This window comes from Herbiconiux solani NBRC 106740, assembly GCF_001571005.1.
GTDB classification, from domain to species: Bacteria; Actinomycetota; Actinomycetes; order Actinomycetales; family Microbacteriaceae; genus Herbiconiux; species Herbiconiux solani.
Window position 1 is genome coordinate 365,076 of sequence record NZ_BCST01000004.1, and the last position, 21,031, is coordinate 386,106.

Annotated in this window: 19 protein-coding genes, 1 tRNA gene and 1 pseudogene; 13 read left to right on the top strand and 8 right to left on the bottom strand. The window is 70.4% G+C overall.

The genetic code is table 11. The features are described from left to right. Positions 1-309 precede the first annotated feature (309 nt). The 4 genes and pseudogenes from HSO01S_RS09385 to HSO01S_RS09400 all read right to left on the bottom strand — a co-directional run bounded on the left by HSO01S_RS09385 (position 310) and on the right by HSO01S_RS09400 (position 4,096). The gene (locus HSO01S_RS09385; protein WP_066040643.1) at positions 310-1,311 is read right to left on the bottom strand and encodes a TerC family protein; all 1,002 of its coding nucleotides are present in this window, start codon (positions 1,309-1,311) and stop codon (positions 310-312) included. Between the two features lie 533 nt (positions 1,312-1,844). Beyond that, positions 1,845-2,273: pseudogene (locus tag HSO01S_RS19760) on the bottom strand (PadR family transcriptional regulator); the annotation flags it as partial. Then, positions 2,270-3,229 (bottom strand): DUF4097 family beta strand repeat-containing protein, encoded by a 960-nt coding sequence (locus HSO01S_RS09395; RefSeq protein WP_245635961.1) that lies wholly within the window; start codon positions 3,227-3,229, stop codon positions 2,270-2,272. The pseudogene HSO01S_RS19760 and the gene HSO01S_RS09395, both read right to left, overlap by 4 nt. A 144-nt stretch (positions 3,230-3,373) precedes the next feature. Next, complete coding sequence (locus tag HSO01S_RS09400; protein WP_066040647.1) at positions 3,374-4,096, bottom strand: M23 family metallopeptidase; 723 nt, start codon at positions 4,094-4,096, stop codon at positions 3,374-3,376. A 132-nt stretch (positions 4,097-4,228) separates the two neighbouring features. Between HSO01S_RS09400 and HSO01S_RS09405 the strand changes: the two genes are divergently transcribed. The 5 genes from HSO01S_RS09405 (at position 4,229) to HSO01S_RS09425 (ending at position 9,262) form a co-directional block, all read left to right on the top strand. Continuing rightward, on the top strand, positions 4,229-6,007 hold the full coding sequence (locus HSO01S_RS09405; RefSeq protein WP_066040649.1) for a glycoside hydrolase family 15 protein: 1,779 nt from the start codon (positions 4,229-4,231) through the stop codon (positions 6,005-6,007). 493 nt (positions 6,008-6,500) lie between these two features. Beyond that, on the top strand, positions 6,501-7,154 hold the full coding sequence (locus HSO01S_RS09410; protein ID WP_157078983.1) for a putative endonuclease domain-containing protein: 654 nt from the start codon (positions 6,501-6,503) through the stop codon (positions 7,152-7,154). 102 nt (positions 7,155-7,256) lie between these two features. After that, the gene (locus HSO01S_RS09415; RefSeq protein ID WP_084361508.1) at positions 7,257-8,474 is read left to right on the top strand and encodes an inorganic phosphate transporter; all 1,218 of its coding nucleotides are present in this window, start codon (positions 7,257-7,259) and stop codon (positions 8,472-8,474) included. After that, positions 8,474-8,731 carry a hypothetical protein gene (locus HSO01S_RS09420; RefSeq protein ID WP_066040652.1) on the top strand — a complete coding sequence of 86 codons (258 nt, stop codon included), beginning with the start codon at positions 8,474-8,476 and terminating at the stop codon, positions 8,729-8,731. The genes HSO01S_RS09415 and HSO01S_RS09420 overlap by 1 nt, the downstream gene beginning before the upstream one ends. Positions 8,732-8,767: 36 nt before the next feature. Then, complete coding sequence (locus HSO01S_RS09425; RefSeq protein ID WP_066040654.1) at positions 8,768-9,262, top strand: FBP domain-containing protein; 495 nt, start codon at positions 8,768-8,770, stop codon at positions 9,260-9,262. A gap of 18 nt (positions 9,263-9,280) precedes the next feature. On the opposite strand, the gene HSO01S_RS09430 is transcribed toward HSO01S_RS09425, so the two are convergent. The 4 genes from HSO01S_RS09430 to HSO01S_RS09445 form a co-directional block, all read right to left on the bottom strand. After that, on the bottom strand, positions 9,281-9,934 hold the full coding sequence (locus HSO01S_RS09430; protein WP_066040657.1) for a hypothetical protein: 654 nt from the start codon (positions 9,932-9,934) through the stop codon (positions 9,281-9,283). Positions 9,935-10,204: 270 nt separating this feature from the next. Beyond that, positions 10,205-10,408: a hypothetical protein gene (locus tag HSO01S_RS09435; protein WP_066040660.1), complete on the bottom strand. Its 204-nt coding sequence runs from the start codon at positions 10,406-10,408 to the stop codon at positions 10,205-10,207. A 150-nt stretch (positions 10,409-10,558) separates the two neighbouring features. Beyond that, positions 10,559-10,631: transfer RNA gene (locus HSO01S_RS09440), tRNA-Glu, on the bottom strand. A gap of 42 nt (positions 10,632-10,673) precedes the next feature. Continuing rightward, positions 10,674-11,654 carry a diacylglycerol kinase family protein gene (locus tag HSO01S_RS09445; protein ID WP_066040661.1) on the bottom strand — a complete coding sequence of 327 codons (981 nt, stop codon included), beginning with the start codon at positions 11,652-11,654 and terminating at the stop codon, positions 10,674-10,676. A 115-nt stretch (positions 11,655-11,769) separates the two neighbouring features. Between HSO01S_RS09445 and HSO01S_RS09450 the strand changes: the two genes are divergently transcribed. The 8 genes from HSO01S_RS09450 (at position 11,770) to HSO01S_RS09480 (ending at position 21,027) form a co-directional block, all read left to right on the top strand. Continuing rightward, entirely contained in the window at positions 11,770-12,408 is a 639-nt protein-coding gene (locus HSO01S_RS09450) for an MBL fold metallo-hydrolase (protein WP_066040663.1), read from the top strand. A gap of 114 nt (positions 12,409-12,522) precedes the next feature. After that, positions 12,523-14,325 carry a class I adenylate-forming enzyme family protein gene (locus HSO01S_RS09455; RefSeq protein WP_066040665.1) on the top strand — a complete coding sequence of 601 codons (1,803 nt, stop codon included), beginning with the start codon at positions 12,523-12,525 and terminating at the stop codon, positions 14,323-14,325. A 66-nt stretch (positions 14,326-14,391) separates the two neighbouring features. Further along, positions 14,392-14,898, top strand: coding sequence for a sigma-70 family RNA polymerase sigma factor (locus HSO01S_RS09460; protein ID WP_066040667.1), 507 nt, complete (start codon positions 14,392-14,394; stop codon positions 14,896-14,898). Next, positions 14,895-15,626, top strand: a complete 732-nt coding sequence (locus HSO01S_RS19315; RefSeq protein WP_066040669.1) for an anti-sigma factor family protein — start codon at positions 14,895-14,897, stop codon at positions 15,624-15,626. The genes HSO01S_RS09460 and HSO01S_RS19315 overlap by 4 nt, the downstream gene beginning before the upstream one ends. 163 nt (positions 15,627-15,789) lie before the next feature. Next, positions 15,790-17,172: a 3-phosphoshikimate 1-carboxyvinyltransferase gene (aroA, locus tag HSO01S_RS19320; protein WP_218003789.1), complete on the top strand. Its 1,383-nt coding sequence runs from the start codon at positions 15,790-15,792 to the stop codon at positions 17,170-17,172. Further along, the gene (locus HSO01S_RS19325; RefSeq protein WP_218003790.1) at positions 17,169-18,884 is read left to right on the top strand and encodes an AMP-binding protein; all 1,716 of its coding nucleotides are present in this window, start codon (positions 17,169-17,171) and stop codon (positions 18,882-18,884) included. Before aroA ends, HSO01S_RS19325 begins: the two co-directional genes overlap by 4 nt. Then, positions 18,881-20,212, top strand: coding sequence for an acyl-CoA dehydrogenase family protein (locus HSO01S_RS09475; protein WP_084361510.1), 1,332 nt, complete (start codon positions 18,881-18,883; stop codon positions 20,210-20,212). The genes HSO01S_RS19325 and HSO01S_RS09475 overlap by 4 nt, the downstream gene beginning before the upstream one ends. Beyond that, positions 20,209-21,027: an SDR family oxidoreductase gene (locus tag HSO01S_RS09480; protein WP_066040670.1), complete on the top strand. Its 819-nt coding sequence runs from the start codon at positions 20,209-20,211 to the stop codon at positions 21,025-21,027. The genes HSO01S_RS09475 and HSO01S_RS09480 overlap by 4 nt, the downstream gene beginning before the upstream one ends. The last annotated feature ends 4 nt before the right edge of the window (positions 21,028-21,031 follow it).

The window sequence follows — 21,031 nt, forward strand, 5'->3', positions numbered from 1 at the left end:
GGGGGTCAGCCAACGACAAACTCCGCGACGAGGGAGGCCTGGAACTAGGACTCGTCGCGGCACCGAAGAAGAAGCCGACCGAACAGCACCCGTCGATCGTACCACCGCCCCTCCGCCGCCCCTGGGAGCGCGCGCCCGCGTCCCCGCCCGCGCGCATACCGCCCCGCCCGCGTCCCCGCCCACCTCCGCCTCGCGCGCATCCACCCCACCCCCACTTCGCCGAGAAGTCACTTTCACGTCCAAATTCCCGATCTTGGACGTAGAAGTGACTTCTCGGCGGAGGTGGGAGAGGGCGCGAGGCGGGCCGGGCTAGGGCTTGGGCGCCGGGTCGGGGGTGCGGGCGGCGCGACGGCGCATCGCCACGAGCGACGCGATCGTCGCCACCGCCATCGACCCGATGATCACCGCGAGACTCGTCCAGGTGTCGATCTCCGGCGCCCATTCGATCGGGTGCCCGCCGTTGATGAACGGCAGCTCGTTGGCGTGCATCGCGTGCAGCACGAGCTTCACGCCGATGAACGCGAGGATGAACGCGATCCCGTAGTGCAGGTAGATCAGCCGGTCGAGCAGGCCGCCGAGCAGGAAGTAGAGCTGCCGCAGCCCCATCAGCGCGAACACGTTCGCCGTGAACACGATGAACGGCGACTGCGTGATGCCGAAGATGGCCGGGATGCTGTCCAGCGCGAAGAGCAGGTCGGTCGAACCGAGGGCGATGAACACGATGATCATCGGCGTCCAGAGCTTCTTGCCGCCGATCGTCGTGCGGATCTTCGCGCCGTCGTAGTCGTCCGAGATGTCGATCCGCTTGCGCAGGAACTTCACCAGCCGGTTGTCGTCCCCGCTCTCGTCCTCGTTGCCGAAAGCCTGCCGCCATGCCGTGAAGAGCAGGAACGCGCCGAAGATGTAGAAGATGAAGCTCAGCGACTCGATCAGCTGGGCGCCGATCACGATGAAGATCCCGCGGAGCACCAGGGCGATGATGATGCCCACCATCAGGGCTTCCTGCTGATATTTCCGGGGCACCTTGAAGCGCGCCATGATGATGACGAACACGAAGAGGTTGTCGATCGAGAGGCTGTACTCCGTCAGCCAGCCGGCCAGGAACTGGCCCGCGTGCTCCCCGTCGGCGATCAGCAGCATCACCAGTGCGAACACCAGGGCGAGCCCGACGTAGAAGACGACCCAGAGCGTGGCCTCCTTGATCGAAGGCACGTGCGGCCGCTTGAAGGCGAGGATCAGGTCGCCGGCCAGGATCAGCACGAGCACGACGAGCGAGATGATCTCGAAGGCCAGGGGCAGTTCGATGTTCACGAGAACCTTTCAGGACTGGTGTGCAGGCAGCACGGAACCCTGAAAGTCTCTCCCGCGATCGCCCGTGCCGCTTGGCTCGGATGATCGCCGCCGCCCCCGGGAGCCCGACGACGGACTCCGTGATGACGATGACAGCGAGGTGGGATACTCCCCTTCACCGGCAATGCTACAGCCGTGGGAGCACCCACCCGCGCGGGTCAGCGGCGGCCGAGCTCCTCCCGGAAGTCGGCACGCAACTCGTTCAACTGCTGCTTCAGCCGGGCGACGAGCTGGGGGTCGAGCCCCGTCGCGCCCGTCGAGGCCTTCCTCAGGTCGACGCGCAGCTGCTGGCGGAACTCCGACAGCGCGGCATCCGCATCCCGGAGCGCCGCGGCCGAGTCGGCGCGGCCTGTGGGCGCCCAGCCGGTTCCGGATGCACGGGGCCCGGTTCCGGATGCGCCGCCGGTCGACGCGCCCTCGGTTCCTGCAGCGCCGGATGCTCCCGAAGCGCCCGCAGAGCCCGAAGCGCCCGGCGCCCCGGCAGCCGCTGCAGCAGCCGCCGCCTTCGCGGCCTTGGCCGACGATTTCACCGTGCCCCGTGCATCCCGAGCAGCCGACGCCAAGTCGGCCTTTAGGCTCTTCATCGCCTGGTTGACGCCCGAGCGCACCTCGTCGGCGAGGCGGCGGACCGAGTCCGACAGCTCCTCCTCGATGTCGTCGAGCTCGCCGCGCCGGGACTCGAGTTCGGCGCGCCCGGCGTCCGTGATCGCGTAGACCGTCTTGCGGCCGTCGGCGGTCTTGGTGACCAGGCCCTCCTCCTCGAGCTTCGCCAGGCGGGGGTAGATCGTGCCGGCGCTCGGGCTGTAGGTGCCGCCGAAGCGTTCGGACAGCGCCTGGATCAGCTCGTACCCGTGCTTGGGCGACTCGTCGAGCAGGCTCAGGAGGTAGAGCCTCAGGTGGCCGTGGCCGAAGACCGGGGTCATGCCGGCGCCCCCTCGCCGGTGACACCGGTCTCGTCGAAGGACGGGCCGGTGGAGCCGGACGTGCCGGCCGAGCCGGACGTGCCGGCCGAGCCGGACGTGCCGGTGGCGCTGGAGCCGGTCGACCCGGCACCCTCGAACGACGGCCCGGGCGCCGCGGCCTCGGCCGGCTCGCGGAAGACGACCGTGATGTCGCCCGAGACCGAGTTCGCCCTGAACTCGGTCCACTGCCCGTCGAGCGGCCCGGTGGTGCCGTTGTAGCCGCCGCCACGGAGGCCCTTGATCGTCGAGGCGCCCAGCTGCAGCACGCCCGAGACCGAGTTGACGTTGTAGCGCGCCGAGACGTCGGACTCGAGGCGCACGGTGAAGTCGCCCGAGACGGTGTTGTTCTCGATGTCGCTCGGCACACCCGTGCTGTCGACGAAGACCTCGGCCGAGACGCCGTCGGCCGAGAAGCGGCGGATGGCGCCCGAGGCGGCGATGTCGCCCGAGACGGTGTGCGCGCTGACGAGCCCGGTGTGGTCGCGGATCGAGATCTCGCCGCTGACGCTGTTCACGTCGAGATCGCCGACGACCGAGTCGACGACGACGTCGCCCGTGACCGTGCTGATGCGCGCATCCGTCGTCAGGCCCGAGATGAGCGCTGACGCCGAGATCACGCCGAACTTCAGCGCCGCGTCCCGCGGGACCATGATGCTGATGTCGACCCGCGCGTTGCCGCGCCACGACTTGAAGACCTCGATGAAGTTGTCCCAGCGCAGCTGCGGGTGGTCGATCTCGAGACGGTCGCCGTCGATCGAGATCTTGAGGTCTTTCCCGGTCACCGAGTGCACCTCGATGCGGGCTCCGGGCTCGTCGTGCCCGATCACGTCGATCTGGCCGGCGATCAGCCCGATCTTGACCGAGCGGACGAGCTCGAGGTCGATCACCTTCGGACCGTCGACGATCCATTTCTCCATAACCACGATGCTCTCCTGCCTGAAACGCGTTATATCGCGTCTGCGATGAGAATCACGATATATCGCGTTCGCGACGGCGTCAAGATGAAGGGAGGTGAATGGATGCGCGGCCGATTGGATGCGCGGCTGAGCGCGCGAGCGGCCTCAGCCCGCGTGCGCGGTCATGAACGGCATCGGGTCGTACCGCACGCCGTCCGAGCCGTAGAGCTCGAAGTGCGTGTGCTCGGTCGTCGCGTTGCCCGTGCGGCCGGTGAGGCCGATGACCTGCCCGGCGGTGACCCCGTCGCCGACGCCGACCGTCAGCGAGTCGGTCTGGAAGTGCATGTACATGCTGCAGACGGCCTGGCCCTCGACCTTGTGCGCGATCGAGAGGTAGACGCCGCCCGTGCCGCCGTCGCCCGAAGCGGCGATGACCACGCCGTCGGCGATCGCGTGCACCGGCACGCCCGGCGCGTTCAGCATGTCGACGCCCTTGTGGAAGCCCTCGGCCCGCGGGCCGAAGCCGTCGCTCATCCGGAAGCCGTCGGGATAGGGCCAGGAGAAGGCGGTCGCCTCGGGCGCCGCGTCGGAGCCGGCCTGACACTGCGCCCCGCCGTATCCGCCCTGGCTCGCGGCGGTCACGGCCTTCGGGGTGGGCGTCGGCGTGGGAGTGGGCGTCGGGGTGTTGATCGTGTACGCATCCCGCGACACCGCGGGCCCCGCACCCTCGACCGCGTCGAAGGACTGCGCCCCGCCGGCGACGATCTGCACGTCGGCGTCGAAGTTGTCCGGAGTGGTGAGAGAGGCCGCGGGCACCGAGGTGGCCACGGCGACACCGAACACGAACGTCATGGCGACGACGCCGAGCACAGTGCCTTGGTACTTCATTCGGCCCATTCTCCCGTCGTTGCCGCGGCAGCACAACCGGGCGGCCGCGCACCACCGATTGCGCGGATGCGCTCTCGGCGACCTCCCAGCCCCGGTGACGGCTTCCGCTTCACGGCAGGGCAGAATCAGCACATGGCACTTCCCATCGAGGACTACGCGATCATCGGCGACTGTCACTCCGCGGCTCTCGTCGGGCGCACGGGGAGCATCGACTGGCTCTGCATGCCGCGGTTCGACTCGGCCTCGATGTTCGGCGCTCTGCTCGGCAACGAGGAGCACGGGCGGTGGCGCGTGGCGCCCGTGGATCAGGATGCGCGGCCGACACGGGCCTACCTCGACGACACGTTCATCCTCGTCACCCGCTGGGAGACGGCGACCGGGGTCGCCGAGGTGATCGACGTGATGCCGCACGGCGACCGGCGTGCGCAGGTGATCCGGCGCGTCCGCGGGGTCAGCGGCACGGTCGAGATGCGGCAGGAGCTCGCGGTGCGCTTCGGCTACGCCGACGCCCTGCCGTGGATGCGCCAGGCCCCCGAGCACGGCGGCAACGCGATCGTCGGCGTGGCCGGTCCGGACGCCGTGATCGTGCGCGGCCCCGCCCTCACCGCGACCAACCACCACCACGAGTCGGTCTTCACGGTGACCGAGGACGAGACGGTCGACATCGTGCTGACCTGGTTCCCCTCGCACCACCGGCCGCCGGAGCCGCTCGACGTCGACCGGCAGATCGAGGCCACGGCCGCCTGGTGGCGCGACTGGGCGCACGAGAGCGACGCCCCCGGGCCGTACCACGATGCCGTCAAGCGATCGCTGCTGGTGCTGCGCGCGTTGACACACGAGGACACGGGCGGCATCGTCGCGGCCGCGACCACGAGCCTTCCCGAGCAGTTCGGGGGGTCGCGCAACTGGGACTACCGCTACACCTGGATCCGCGACGCCTCCCTCACCCTCTCGGCCCTGATGATCTACGGCTACGAGGACGAGGCGGGGCACTGGCGGCGCTGGCTGCTGCGCGCGATCGCGGGCGACCCGGCCGACATCCAGATCATGTACGGGCTCTCCGGCGAGCGGTACCTCCCCGAGTACGAGGTGCTGAGCCTGCCGGGCTACAACGGCGCCTCGCCCGTGCGGGTCGGCAACGGGGCGGCGACGCAGTACCAGGGCGACATCTTCGGCGAGCTGATGATCTCGCTGCGCGAGGCCCGGCGGATCGGGGTCGACGAAGACGCCTACTCCTGGCCGCTGCAGCGCGCGCTGCTCGGGTTCCTCGAGGACAACTGGGACAGGCCGGACAACGGCATCTGGGAGATCCGCGGGCCGCAGCAGCACTTCACCCACTCGCGCGCGATGATCTGGGCCGCGTTCGCGTGCGGGGTCGAGGCGGTGCGCGAGTACGGACTCGACGGGCCGGCCGATCGTTGGGCCGAGCTCCGCGACCGCATCCGCGAGGAGATCGAGACCGAGGGCTTCGACGCCTCGCGCAACACCTTCGTGCAGTACTACGGCACCACCGAGGTCGACGCCTCGCTGCTGCTGCTCTCGCAGATCGGCTTCGTCGACGCCGACGACCCGCGGATGCTCGGCACGGTCGCCGCGATCGAGCACGACCTCCTGCAGGACGGGCTGCTGCTGCGCTACCGCACGTCGTCGGGGGTCGACGGGCTCGCCGGGGGCGAGCATCCGTTCCTGGCGTGCTCGTTCTGGCTGGTGCAGCAGTATGCGAAGTCGGGCCGGGTGCCGGATGCGACGGCGCTGATGGACCGGCTCGTCGGGTTCTCGAACGACGTGGGGCTGCTGTCGGAGGAGTACGACGTGGCCGGCGGGCGGCAGGCGGGCAACACGCCGCAGGCGTTCTCGCACCTGGCGCTCGTGCGGGCGGCCGACGCGCTGGCGCGCGCCCCCCGCGCCTAGCTCCCCATCCCCCACTTCGCCGAGAAGTCACCTTTACGTGCAAATCCCGGGTTTTAGACGTGAAAGTGACTTCTCGACGGTGTGGAGAGGGGGATTCATCCACAAGTTGGGGCGAGGGGGAACGTTCGGGCCGAGGAATGGTGAGCATGGGGGCATGCCTCGTGTCGTCAGCCTCCCGCCCCGGTTCTCGGGAGCGCCGTTTCTGGCATCCGAGGCGGTTGCCGCCGGGCTCGGACGGGAGCGGCTCCGTGGCCGGGATCTGAGCGCTCCGTTCCGCGGGGTGCGGGTCGCCGAGTCCGCGCGAGATGGTGAGGGGCTGGCTTTCCTCGAACGGTGCCGGGCACTCCAGCTACTCCTCGGGCCTGAGGATGCGTTCAGCCACGTCACGACGGCGCGACTGTGGGACGTCCCGCTCCCCCGGCGACTCGAGGGCGAGCATCCACTGCACGTCGCCACTCGGCGACCGGGGACGCGCACCCGTTTGACCGGCACCGTGGGACATACCTTGGCGGCCGATGCGGAGTTCGCCGAGCGCTTCGGGCTCTCCGTCACCGATCCCGCCGCGACGTGGATGGCGCTGGCCGCTTTCCTTCAGCCCATCGAACTCGTCATCGCGGCGGATCATCTCGTCCTGACGCCGCGCGTGCAGGATCCGGTCGACGAGCGTCCGTTCGTGCCGCTCCCGATGCTCGTGGATGCGGTGCGCCGGCACTCCGGACGGCATATCCGGGTGCTGCGGTCGGCGGTCGAGCTGGTGCGGGACGGGGCGGAGTCCGCACAGGAGACCCGGCTTCGGCTGGCGCTGGTGGATGCTGGGCTTCCCGAACCACTCCTGAACGTCGACGTCACGGATGCACGGGGCCGTTTCCTCGGCCGCGGGGACATGGTGTACCCGGAGTGGGGCGTGATCGTCGAGTACGACGGCGACCACCACCGAACGGATGCGCGCCAGTACGACAAGGACCTCACCCGTCACGAGGCTTTCACTCTCTCCGGTTGGCGCCACGTCCGCGTGCGCCGCTTCGGCATGGCCGAGGGACCCACCTCGGGAGTCGCCCGCACCGAGGCCGCCCTCCGCTCGGCCGGGTGGCGTCCGGGCCGCGTCGAGAAGTCACCTTTACGTCCAAATCCCGCGGGGTGGACGTAAAAGTGACTTCTCGACGGAACTGGGAGTATCGGGGGGCGGTGTTCAGCGGGTGTTCATGTGCGGGGACGCGCGGGCGGGACGGGAGGGTCGTAGGCAGGGGGCATGGAAGTTCTCGTCACCGTTCTGCTCGTGATCGTCGTCGCGCTCGTCTTCGACTTCACCAACGGCTTCCACGACACCGCGAACGCGATGGCCACCTCGGTGGCCACGGGTGCGTTGAAGCCGCGCGTCGCCGTCACCATCTCGGCGGTGCTCAACCTGGCCGGGGCGTTCCTCTCGACGGAGGTCGCCAAGACCATCTCGGGCGGCATCATCAACGAGGGCGAGAACGGGGTCGACATCACGCCGATCATGATCTTCGCCGGACTGGTGGGTGCCGTGCTGTGGAACCTCACCACCTGGTACCTGGGCCTGCCCTCGAGCTCCACCCACGCGCTCTTCGGCGGCCTGATCGGCGCCGCGATCATCGGTGCCGGGTTCAACGCCGTCAACTTCGGCGTGGTGCTGACGAACGTGCTCATCCCGGCGCTGCTCTCGCCGCTCGTGGCGGGCGCGGTGGCCCTCGTTGCGACATACGCCGCCTACCGGCTCACCCAGCAGGCCAAGGCGCGCGGTTCGGATGCCGGCTTCCGGCACGGTCAGACGGTGTCGGCGTCGCTCGTCTCCCTCGCCCACGGCACCAACGACGCCCAGAAGACTATGGGTGTGATCACGCTGACGCTGATCTCGGCGGGCTACCAGGACTCCGGCTCCGGCCCGCAGTTCTGGGTCATCCTCTCCTGCGGCTTCGCGATCGCACTCGGCACCTACCTCGGCGGCTGGCGGATCATGCGCACGGTCGGCAAGAAGATCACCGACATCCACGCTCCGCAGGGCTTCGCGGCCGAGACGAGCTCGGCGGCCACGATCCTCATCTCGTCGCACCTCGGCTTCGCGCTCTCGACCACGCAGGTCACCTCGGGCGCGGTCGTGGGGGCGGGCCTCGGCAAGAAGCTCGCGACCGTGCACTGGGGCATCGTCGGGCGGATCGCGACCGGGTGGCTGGTCACGCTCCCGGCCGCAGCGCTGGTCGGCGGGCTCGCGGCCTGGGCGGCATCCTCCAGCATCGCCGGGCTCGTGATCGTGATCGTGCTGGCGCTCGCGGCCGGGCTGGGACTGGTCCTGCTGGCACGCCGGCATCCGGTCACCCACGAGAACGTCAATGAAGAAGCAGAGAAGTCGGAGGATGCGGCGGGATCGGACGGCGATGACGACCACCTCGCCGCGCAGACCACTGCAGCGCAGACCGGTGCCGCGCGCACCACGGGAGAGGACGCGTGATGATCAGGGCGACGGCGGCCGAGGGGCAGTTCCTCGGGGTGGACTGGGGTTCGTTCGTGGTGGTGTTCGTGGTCGCCTTCGTGGCAGCCGTGGCGGTGGTGGGTTTCTACTCGCTGGGGCTCCGGCTGCTCTCGCTCGGCCCGAGCCCGAAGCAGCGCCCGATGCCGGCCACGCTCGGCGGCTGGGTCTGCATCGGGATCGGCGCTGCCGCGGTGCTCTACGGCATCTACCTCATCATCCCGCAGTTCCATTCCTGAGGCCCGGCAGCCCTCACCGGCGGTAAACTGGAAGGGATGCAGCCACTCAGCGAGTCCGAGATCCTCGGGTCCTTCACGAACATCAGCGACCACGACCTCGAGCGGATGACCCTGCCGGGCCTCCACGAGATCGTGTGGGAGGACAGGGAGTTCCTCGGCTGGCGCGACGCCCACGCCATCCAGCGCGGATACATCGTCTACTGGCGCGAGGGCCGTCCCGTGGGGATCATGCTGAAGGCCGCGGGCTCACGCACGAAGCCCGGGATCGCCGCGATGTGCACGCTCTGCCGCACTCCCCTGCCGGGCGGTCAGGTGACGCTGTTCACGGCCCCCAAGGCCGGGCAGGCGGGCCTGGACGGAAGCACGGTCGGCACCTACATCTGTGCCGATCTCTCGTGCTCGCTGCTGATCAGGATCGTGCCGCCGAAGTCGGAGCTGCAGCCCGACCCGAACGCGGTGATCGCCTCCCGCGCCGAGGGTCTGAGCTCGCGGCTGAACTCGTTCACCGACGGGGTCCTGCGCGCGAGCTGACGTCGCTTGCCGTTGCGCCTACCAGGATGCGAGTTCGGCGCCAGCGGGCAGCCGGGCCGAGCGCGGCGCTGGAGTGAGCTCGCGGGCGGCGTCGGCGATGACCGCAGTGCGCAGCGCCTCGAGGCTGGCTTCCGCGGCCTCGGCGCTGGACGCCGTCGAGCCGTACCAGCGGCCGCAGGTCACGACGACGACTCCGCCGAGGGTCATGTACCAACCTCGGCTCCCCGGCCGCGGCCCGACCACCGGCACGACGACGAGCTCGTCGAGGCGCTCCCGCAGCCGGAGCACGTGACCGCGCGCCCGCCCGAAGCTCGGGTAGACGTGGGCGGCGCGGCAGAGCTCCCGGTTGTTGGTCGCCAGGATGCGCCAGACCCCCGTGCTCCCCGCCGGTGTCGAGCGGCCGGCTGGACGCGTCTCCCGTGTCGGGTCGGCCCGTCGAACCTTCGCCGCAGCCGACGGGGCGGTTGACGGGGCCGCCAGCCCAGGTGCATTGACCCCAGGTGCGGCTGCCCCAGGCGCGGAGACTCCAGGTGCGACGGCCCCCGACTGTGCGAGCGCCGGCGCGAGGTCGGAGGCGACGGCCACGCTCTCGCGGAAGCGGTTCCACGCCAAGCTCATCGGATCGCTGGATGAGCGGAAGGCGAGGAAGACCACGCGCGCCGTGTCGGCCATCCGCTCCCCCGCATCGCAAGTGACGCAATGCCCCGGGCGGGCCGCATCGGGCTCACGATCGGGCGCTCGCGTGACGGGTTCGCCGCGGGGAGGTGAAGAGGGGGTGTACGGGGCGTGAGCAACAATCCGGTTAACGCACGGCAACGAACCGCTGGGAACTCCCCCAGGACGACGTGAGAATCGCCGATGACACGAGGATCACCAACGCCCCGAGAACCGCCCCGACGCGAGGATCACCCACGCCGTGAGAGCACCTGCTCAGGTCGCGGCTCAGCCGTCGTTCTCGACGATCGTCTCCTCGTCGGTGGAGACGGCCTCGGCCGCGTCTTCGGGCTCGTCGGCCACGGCCGGGTCGACACCGGAGGGCACTGCGTCGGTAGTAGGGCCGTTGCCGACCACGCCCTCGCCGTCGGGGTAGCCGGAGTAGTCCGGGTACTCGATGTCGCTGAGGTCGGGCTTGTCGTTGTCTGTCATGGGCCAAGTCAAGCACCGACCTCCGACAGCGGGTAGCACTCTGCGTCGAGAAGGCGGCGCCGAAGCCTCCGAAGCGGGAAGCCCCGGAGCGCGACATCCGATGCCCATTAACGCAGAAAGCCTCCGGAGAACCGGAGGCTTTCGCTGTTGTGACCCCAGCGGGATTCGAACCCGCGTTACCGCCGTGAGAGGGCGACGTCCTAGGCCGCTAAACGATGGGGCCGTTTTGACAACTCATCGAGTATGCCACACCCGGAAGGGCTTCTCAAATCAGCACGGAGAGGGCCCCGGGGACGACCTCGACGGTCAGCGGAAGCGGCCCGAAACGCTCGCCGTCGGCGTATCCGACGACGTCGTCGCACGCCACCGTCACACGCTTTCCACGCCGGAACTCGACCACGTCAAGCCCCGCGTGCGTGCCCGAGAACACCTTCGGGAAGAGTCGGATGAACCGCAGCCGCGAGACCGGCTTGACGATGAACACGTCCAGCAGCCCGTCGTCCAGCAGCGCGTCGGGGGCGATCTTCATCCCTCCCCCGATGGTGGTGTTGTTGGCCACCGAGAGCAGGCACGAGTCGACCTCGAACGGCTCGCCGTCGATCGTGAGGCGGTAGTGGCGGGAGCGCAGGTCGAGCAGCTCGGCGACCAGGGCGATGACGTAACGGGATGCGCCGCGCGGGCGCCGCATCAGGTTCGCGCGCTCGTTGACGGCGGCGTCGAAGCCGGCGGAGAGCACCCCGGCGAACCAGCGGTGGGGTTCGGCGGCGCTGCCGTCGGCACCATCGGCATCGGCGGCGAAATCGGCACCTCCGATGCCGGCGCCGGGGACGACGAGGCCCGCACCCGTGACGCGGGCGGCGTCGATCAGGCGCGGCTCGCGCTCGAGCGCGGCCAGGAGGAGCGCGGTGGCGGCCTCGGGATCTCCGGTCGGGATGCCGACTCCGGTCGCGAAGTCGTTTCCGGTGCCCGCCGGGATGATGCCGAGCGGGATGCCGGTGCCGGCGACCAGGTCGACGCCGAGGTTCACCATCCCGTCGCCGCCAACGACGACCAGGGCGTCGGTGGGTGTTTCGAGCGCCTGCCGCGCGACGCGCACGAGGCCGTCGAAGTCGGGGGCGCTGAGCGGCACGACGTCGTGTCCGAAGGACTTGAGGGCCGACACGACGGACGGACCGACCGGCCGCGACTTGCCGAAGGAGGCGTTCGGGTTGATCGCCACGACGATCCGCTTCACGGGAGGGGGCACGCGACCGATTATTCCCCACGTCGTATCCTCCACAGCGCATGAGACGGTCGCATCTCTCCACGGGTCTTCGAGTCGCGTTGCGCGCACGGTGCCGCCGGGTGTTGAGTCGAGGATCATGAGAATCAAGAAATTCGAGCACGCGGCCCTCCTCCTCGAACTCTCCGGCAAGAAGCTGTTCGTCGATCCCGGGTCGTTCACGACACCGATCACGGATGCGGCGAACGCGGTCGCCGTCGTGCTCACCCACGAGCATCCCGACCACTGGACGCCGGATCAGCTGAACCGCATCCTCGAGGCCTCGCCCGGAATCCCGATCTTCGGCCCGGCGGGAGTCGCGGCGGCCGCCGGCGACTTCGACGTCACGACGGTCGCACCCGGCGACACGGTCGAGGCGGGGCCGTTCACGCTGCGGTTCTTCGGAGGCCGGCACGCGGTGATCCACTCCTCGATCCCGGTGATCGACAACGTGGGCGTGCTCGTGAACGACTCGTTGTACTACCCGGGAGACTCGTTCTCCGTGCCCGAGGGGGTGGAGGTCGAGACACTCGCCGTGCCGGCGTCGGGGCCGTGGATGAAGGTGTCCGAGGCGATGGACTTCGTGCTCGACGTGAAGCCGAAGCGCGCGTTCCCGACGCACGAGATGGTGCTGTCGGTGATCGGCAAGGGGATGATCAACGACCGGCTCACCTGGGCCACTGAGCAGGGCGGGGGTGAGTTCGTGCCCCTGCAGCCGGGCGACTCGATCGACGTGTAGCCGGAGTCGGCCGCCGCCGAGGCCGGCACCGGGGCGGCCGCCGGGTCGCCGCTGGGCCGCCGCCGGGGACGACGAATGGTGCGGAGGGCTACAGGAGTTGTATACCTGATATCCATGAGCATCACCGACGACGTCCCGGTCGGCACGGCCGGCACAGCAGGCGCACCCGGCACGGCCGGCAACACCGACTACGACCCGAGCGCGTTCCGCCAGGTCTTCGAGCACAACTTCACCTGGGCCTCAGCCGTCGAGCGCAACATCCATCGTTACGCCCATCGCACGGCCCTGACCGACTCGGTGACGGGTGCCTCGTGGACTTATCGGCAGCTCGGCGAGGTCACCGGCGCCCTGGTCGCGGGGCTGGCCGCGCACGGCGTCGGGGTGGGCGACCTGGTCGGCTACCAGCTGATCAACCGGCCCGAGTTCGCGTTCCTCTACGTCGCCTCGCAGGGGCTGCGGGCGGTGTCGTCGCCGATGAACTTCCGGTTGGCGCCGGCGGAGACGGCGCACATCCTCAGCACCTCCCGGCCCGCGATCTTCTTCTACGAGGCGAGCCTCGCGAAGGATGTGGCCACGGCGCTGGAGTTGAGCAGCTTCCGCCCGCCGGTGCTCGTCGAAGTGGATGCGCCCGCGGGTGACGAAAGCGGGGCCGGCGCAGGTGCAGGCGACGAGGGTGAGCGCGCAGGCGGTCACCACTCCAGCACCCCCGACCCCGCCATCCCAGGTGCCCTCCGCTTCGCGGACCTGCTCGTCGACGGGGCCCCGAGCTTCCGTGCCCCGACGGACGGCACTGTCTGGGACGAGACCTCGCGGCTGTACACCTCGGGCACCACCGGCATGCCCAAGGCCGTGCCGCTGACGAGCCTGAACGAGACCCTCTCGGCCCACGACGCGATCATGCACTTCCCGCTCGGCCCGACCGACCGCACCATGAACATGTCGCCCTGGTTCCACCGCGGCGGCAACTACTGCGCCGGGCCCAACACGATGTTCTACGTGGGCGGCGAGGCCGTGACGCTCCCCCAGTTCGAGCCGGGTCTCGTGCTCGACCTGATCCAGAAGCACCGCCTGACCTACGTGATCGGCGCCCCCACGAACCTCGAGCGCCTCGCCGAGACGCAGGAGGCCGAGCCCCGCGACCTCTCGTCGCTCTCGGGCATCGTGACCATGGGCGCGCCCCTCGAGCGCGCCGCCGCCCTCCGCTACCAGGCCACGCTGACCAAGCGCATCGCCAACGGCTACGGCACGACCGAGGCGTTCTGGAACACCTACCTCCGCCCCGAAGACCTGCCCGACGCCGCGGGTGCCGCCGGCCGCGCCTGCCTCGACGACGACGTGGCCGTCGTGAAGGTCTACGACGACCGCTTCGCCGACCCCACCGACACCATCGCGAAGGACGGCAGCGAGGTCGGCGAGGTCATCATGCGCACCGTCAAGAGCGGCTACGCCTATGCCGGCAATCCCGAGGAACAGGCGAAGAAGTTCCGCGACGGCTGGATGTACCCGGGCGATCTCGCGACCTGGGACGAGGACGAGATCGTGACCATCGTCGGGCGCAAGGACGACATGATCATCACCGGCGGCGAGAACGTGCATCCCGTGCAGGTCGAAGAGGTGCTCGCCGGCCACCCCGGTGTCGCCGACAGCATCGTCACCGGTTTGCCCGACCCGGAGTGGGGCGAGATCGTGGTCGCGTACGTCGTGCGCCGCACGGGCCAGCTCCCGGATGAGGCCGCGGCCGCAGCCGAGCTCGACCGGTTCTGCCAGGACAGCGTCGCGCTGGCCCGGTTCAAGCGCCCGCGCCGGTACGCCTTCGTCGACGAGCTGCCCTACACGGCCACCGGCAAGAAGCAGCACTACCTGATGAAGCAGCAGTCCGCATCCGACGCGCAGGCGGGTCTGTTCGTCACGCCCTGAGAGACCGCATCCGCACACCTGTTGAACGTTCCGCCCCCCGCTACCGTTGTCCCAGACGGAGGTGCGATGTCCGACGACCAGGCCCAGCTGCTGCGGGCGATCCATGACGCCCATGGCCCGGCGCTGTTCCGCTACGCCCTCCGGCTGACGCGCGACCCCAACCTCTCGCAGGACGTCGTGCAGGAGGCGCTCCTCCGCGCCTGGAAGAAGCCGGCCATCCTCGAGCAGGACGACGAGGAGGTGCGCGCCTGGCTCTTCACCGTCACCCGCAACCTCGTGATCGACGACCGCCGCAGCGCCCGCCACGCCCACGAGTTCGCCACCGACGACGTGCCCGAACGGGCGACGGCCGACCACACCGACGCGGTGCTCGATCGCTGGCTGCTCTCGGATGCGCTGCTCTCGCTCTCGATCGAGCACCGCACGGCTATCGTCAGTTCGTACTATCTCGGCAACACCGCCGGCGAGATCGCCGAGCGGGAAGGCGTCCCGGTCGGCACCGTCCGGTCGCGGATGCACTACGCGCTCCGGGCGCTCCGGCTCGCCCTGCAGGAACGGGGGGTCACCCAGTGAACGACCATTCGCCGAACGACCCGTTCCAGGACTGGGACGCCGCCTACGTCATGGGCATGCTCGGTGCCGACGAGCGCCGCGCCTTCGAGCGCCACCTCGCCGAGTGCCCCCGCTGCACGGCCGAGATGGCCGAGCTCGCCGGCATCCCCGCGGTGCTCAGCCGGCTGACCCCGGACGAGGCGGTCACGCTGCTCGAGCCCGGCGCCACGCCCGTCGCTCCGGCTCGCGACCGCCACACCCCCGACCGAGTGCAGGAGCTCGCCCGAACGGTGCGCCGCCGCACCCAGACCCGCCGGCGCCGGTTCGCCGGAGCCCTGATCGGCACCGGCGCCCTCCTCGTGGCCGCCGGCGTCATCACGGTGGTGACCGTGACCGGAGCAGGCACCTCCCCCGTGCCGGCCGTGATCGAGGCCGAGCCGGTGTCGATGTCGCAGGTGCAGCCCGGGTGGATCGACGCGGACATCGCGGTCACGGAGGCGAGCTGGGGCACCCGTTTCGACTGGTCGTGCAGCTACCGCGAGACCTGGGACGCGACCGGGGACCCGGTCACCTACGACCTGGTCGTGACGGATGCGGACGGCGCGGAGACGACCGTCGCCACCTGGACCGCGCGCGGCGACGCGGCCGGCGACCTCTCGGCCTCGACCAGCATCCCGACCCCGCAGATCCGCGCGGTCGACATCCGGGTCGCCGGGAGCGACCAGGCGATCGTGCGCACGGTGCTCTGAGCACCACCACGGCCGGGTCGACTCACGCCTCGGTGGTCCTGTCAAGGCCAGGCTCGCGTCGGACGCGCCACGGGCCAGGTGGCAATATGGTCCCGGAAACCTTTTCGATGCCTGTGCGACTCCGCTCGTCCGGAGCCCCGGACGAGTTCCAGGAGGTCTGGTAGTGCAACTGTTCGTGAGCGGCTCCTCCGAGCCCCTGACCGGTGAACTGAACGTGCCGGTGTCGAAGTACCACGCGCATCGCGCGCTCGTGCTCGCCTCCCTCGCGCCCGGCCGGAGCGTCATCCGGGGGCTGTCCGAGACCCGCCAGGTGGTCTGGACCGTCGGGGTGCTGCGCGCTCTCGGCACCCGGATCGAGATCGAGGGCGAGAACTACATCGTGCACGGCGGCCCGTACTCGACCCGTGAGCGCGTCGTCGACCACGGGTCGATCTCGTCCGAGGGCCTGCTCAACGTCGGCTCCTCCGGCACGACCCTGTACTTCATGACCGGGCTCGCGGCCCTCGCCGACCGGCCGATCACGCTGACGGGGATGAAGTATTTCCGCCGTCGCCCGATCAAGGCGCTGCTCGACGCGCTCGGTCAGCTGGGGGTGCGCTACGAGGCGACCGCCGACCGCCCACCGATCACGGTGCAGCCGGGGCGGCCCGAGGGCGGTCACGTCACCATCCCGGGCACGCTGTCGCAGTGGCTCTCCGGGCTCCTGCTGCTGGCCCCGTTCGCGCGCCGGGAGACGACCATCGAGGTCGTGGGCGAGCTGAACGAGCAGCCCTACGTGGAGCTGACCGTGCGGATGATGGCCCTCTTCGGGCTCCGGGTCGAGCACTCGGACGACTGGCGCACCTTCACCGTGCAGCCGGGGCAGACCGCGACCCCGGCCGACTACACGATCCCGCCGGACATCGGTTCCGCTGCCTTCGGACTCGCCGCGACCGCCATCCACCCGTCGGACGTGCTCTTCCGCGGGCTCCGGGCGACCGCCTCGGCCGAGACCGACCACCCCGAGGCCGACTTCCTCGACCTCGCCGCCGCGATGGGCCTGCCGATGACGCACGACCCGGAGACCGGCTTCGTGCGGGTGACGCACCACGGCATCCGGCTGAAGCCGCTCGACCACGTGGACTGCCAGCACATCCCGGATCTGCTGCCGGTGCTCTCGGCCATGGCGACCTTCGCCGACGGGGTGTCGACGCTCTGCGAGGTGGCGCACATCCGCCTCAAGGAGTCGGACCGGGTGCGCGCGATGCTGCAGCTGAACAAGCTCGGCGGCCGGCTCGACGACCGCGGGCCCGAACTCGAGATCACGGGGGTCACCTCGCTCGAGGGCGCACCGATGTCCTCGTTCAACGACCACCGGGTGCTGATGTCGCTGGCGATCGCCGCGACACGCGCGCGAGGCGAGTCCCGCCTCACCTATCCGCGGGCCTACCGGATCTCGTATCCCACCTTCCTCGAGGAGATGACGCGGATCGGGCTCGACATGAGCATCCCGGCCGGATCGGCCCGCGCGGCCGGACGCCCGCGCGCCGAGGCCCTGGCCTCGTGAGGGGACTGACCGCCGAGGTCGACGACCTGGCCGCCGCGCGGCCCGACGAGGCCGCCGTGATCGAGGTCGGCGACCGCCCGCTGACGCTCAGCTGGGCCGAGCTCCGCGCCGAGGCCGACCGCGTCTCGGCCGTGCTGCTCGACCTGGGGGTGCAGCCCGGCGAATCCGTCGCCTTCCAGCTGCCGAACTGGGCCGAGTGCGTCAGCGTCACGCTCGGCGTGCTGCAGATCGGCGCGGTCGTCGCCCCGATCATGCCCGTCTTCGGCGAGCGCGAGGTCGCCATGGTGCTCTCGCGGTCGAAGGCCAGGGTGCTCGTCGTGCCCGAGGTGTTCCGCGGGCGCCGGCACGCCGACGAGCTGACCGGGGTTATGCGCGAGGCTGCGGCCCGAGACCTGCTGCTCGCGGTCGAGCACGTCCTCGTCGTCGGTGCAGTGGATGCCGCCGGGCGGGCGCGCACCGGCACCACCGGCGGGGTCGCGACCACAGACCCCACCCCCGGCACCGCGCCGGAAACCCTCATCCCGTGGCCGACCCTCGACTTCGACGCCGCCCTCGCCGCGGTCACCCTCGACCCGGCGCGGACCGCAGAGCTCCTCGGACGCCGCCCGGGCGCCGACGACGTGGCCCAGCTGCTCTTCACCTCCGGCACCACGGGCGAGCCCAAAGGCGTGCAGCACGCGCACCGCTCCCTCGCCCAGGCGACCGCGATGGAGGCCGCCCACCTCGGCCTCGGCGACCGCGACCGCGTCTACATCCCGTCGCCGCTCGCCCACCAGACCGGCTTCCTCTACGGGCTCCTGCTCAGCTGGCGGCTCGGCGTCGCGAGCATCGTGCAGCCGATCTGGAGCGCCTCCGTCGCCCTCGAGCAGGCCTTCGGGCAGGCGCAGGCGAGCTTCGTGCAAGCCGCGACCCCGTTCCTGATGGATCTCGTCGGAGCGGTCGAGGCCGGCGCCTCCCGCCCGGCGAGCCTCCGCATCTTCGTCGCCACGGGCGCCGCGGTCCCCCGCGAGCTCGCCGGGCGCGCCACCCGGGTGCTCGACACCGCCGTCTGCGGGGCCTTCGGCACGACCGAGACCTGCCTCGGCACGCTCTCGGCGCCCACCGACCCGCCGAGCTCGGCCTGGGGAACCGACGGGCGCCCGCTCGCGGGCATCCGCATCCGGATCGTCGACGACGAGGGCGTCGAGCTGCCCCGGGGCCGCGAGGGGCACTACGAGCTGCTGAGCCCCACGCTCTTCCTCGGCTACCTCGACCGGCCCGACCTGACCGCCGAGGTCTTCACGCCGGACGGCTGGTACCGCACGGGCGACCTGGGCATCGTCGACGCCGACGGCTTCCTGCACGTGACCGGCCGGGTGAAGGACGTGATCAACCGGGGCGGCGAGAAGATCCCCGTCGTCGAGATCGAGAACCTGCTGTTCACCCATCCCGCGGTGAAGGACGTCGCGGTGGTCGCGATGCCCGATCCGCGCCTCGGCGAACGGGCCTGCGCCTACGTCGTGACCGCCGACGGTGAGCCGCCGCTGGGCTTCGCCGCGATGCAGGATCACCTGCGGGCCGCGGGGGTCTCCAAGTACTACTGGCCGGAGCGGCTCGAGCTGATCGACGCGCTGCCGCGCAATCCGGTGGGCAAGATCCAGAAGAATGTCCTCAGGGAGCGGATCGCCGCCGCACTCGAAGACGATGACGAGAAAGCGAGTGCACCGGCATGAGCACCACGGACACGACGAGCACAGACACGACGAGCACCACGGACACGACGAACACCACCCCCGCCTTCGACGAGGCCGGCTTCCAGGCGGTCAAGGCCGACATCGAGGCCTGGGTGCGCGGCCCCGGCGAGGTCTGGGCCGAGCAGATCGAGGCCGAGGGCGACGTGCCGCGCGCCCTCTACGAGGAGCTCCGCGACCGCGGCTACATGAGCCTCGCCGCCCCCGTCGAACTGGGCGGCCGGGGCATCCCGTTCTCGCGCTATCTCGAGCTGATCGAGCTGTTCTCCCGCTCGCACGCCTCCATCCGGATGCTCGCCCACGTCAACAACGGCACCTGGCGGGCGATGCTACCCTTCGCGAACGAGGCGCAGCGCGAGATCATCAAGAAGTCGGTGGCGGGCGAGGTGCTGGTCGCGTTTACGCTGACCGAGGCGACCGCGGGAACCGGCGCCGACCTCCGCACGACCGTGCGCCGCGAGGGCGACACCTACTACCTCAACGGCGAGAAGCACCTGATCACCTTCGGCGTGAAGTGCGACTACTGGCTGCTGTTCGCCCGGCTCGAGGGCACGACGGGTCAGGACGGCACGGTCGCCCTGCTCGTGCCGAACACCGGTCTGCCGGGCGCCGAGGTCATCGACGACTCGGACACCATGGGCGTGCGCGGCACCGACCACGCGATCCTGCACTTCACCGACACACCCGTACCCGTCTCGGCCCGGCTGGGCGAGGAGGGCGACGGCCTCAAGGTCGCGCTCGGCGGCTTCCTGCTGCCGAGCCGCGTGTCGGTGGCGATGAGCTGCGTGGGCCTGGCCGAGCGGGCGCAGGAGCTCGCCGTGCAGTACGCGCTGAAGCGCGAGACCTTCGGCAAGAAGCTCGCCGAGCGCCCGGTCATCCAGGGCTACCTGGCCGAGAACTACGCCGACATCGCCGCGGCGCGGGCGCTCGTGCTCGAGGCGGCCCGCGCGTTCGAGAATGGTGCTCCGGATGCGGCGCCGCTGTCGAGCGCCTCCAAGATGATCGCCGTCGACATGCTCGCCCGGGTCACCGACAAGGCGCTTCAGATCCACGGCGGTCAGGGATACTGGCACCGCAACCCGATCGAGCGGGTGTACCGGGATGCGCGGGCCCAGCGCTTCGAGGAGGGGACGAACGAGATCCAGAAGACCGTGGTCGCGCGGGCCATCCTGAAGGAGGCCGCCGCCGCGGCCGAGAGCGCGGCCGAGACCGCCGCCGCCCTCGAGGCCGAGGCGGCCGCCTCCCTCGACACGGAAGCCCAAGCCGAGGCCGCAGCAGTGGCAGCCGACGCGAACGGAGCGCGCGCATGACCACCGAGACCCCCCGCGTCGTCGTCATCACCGGCGCCTCCCGCGGCATCGGCCGCCTGCTGGCCAAGAAGCTCGGCGCCCAGGGCGCGGCCGTCGTGATCAACTACAAGGTCAACGCCGACCTCGCCGAGGAGTCGCTCGCCGACGTCGTCGCGGCCGGCGGCTCGGGCATCACCGTGCAGGCCGACATCGAGCTGCCCGAGGACATCGACCGGCTCTTCGACAGCGTGCGCGACGAGTACGGCCGGCTCGACGCCTTCGTGGCCAACGCGGCCGCGAGCGCCTTCAAGCCGGTGTCGCAGCTCAAGGTGCACCACCTCGACCGCAGTTACGCCACCAACACCCGCTCCTTCGTGCTCGGCGCCATCCGCGCGGCCGAGCTGATGGACCGCGGCGGCCGCATCCTCGCCGTCACCAGCTACGGGTCGCAGCGCGCCTTCGCCACCTACGCCGCCCTCGGCTCGGCGAAGGCCGCGAACGAGAGTTACGTCAAGTACATGGCGAACGAGTTCGGCCCGCGCGGCATCACGGTCAACGCGGTGAACGGCGGCCTGATCGACACCGACTCGCTCGACTACTTCTACAACCGGGTGCCCGGGATGGCGCCGATGGAGAGCGTGCTGTCGAAGATCCCGCTGCAGCGTCCCGGTACGGCCGACGACATGGCCGACGCCGCCGACTTCCTGCTCTCGGATCGCGCCGGCTACATCACCGGCCAGGTGCTCACGGTCGACGGGGGGCTGACGGTGGTCGCTCCCCCGTACTGGTCGGACACGACAGGCGACCTCCGCGCCGCCGTGCTCGGCGAGAGCTGAACGC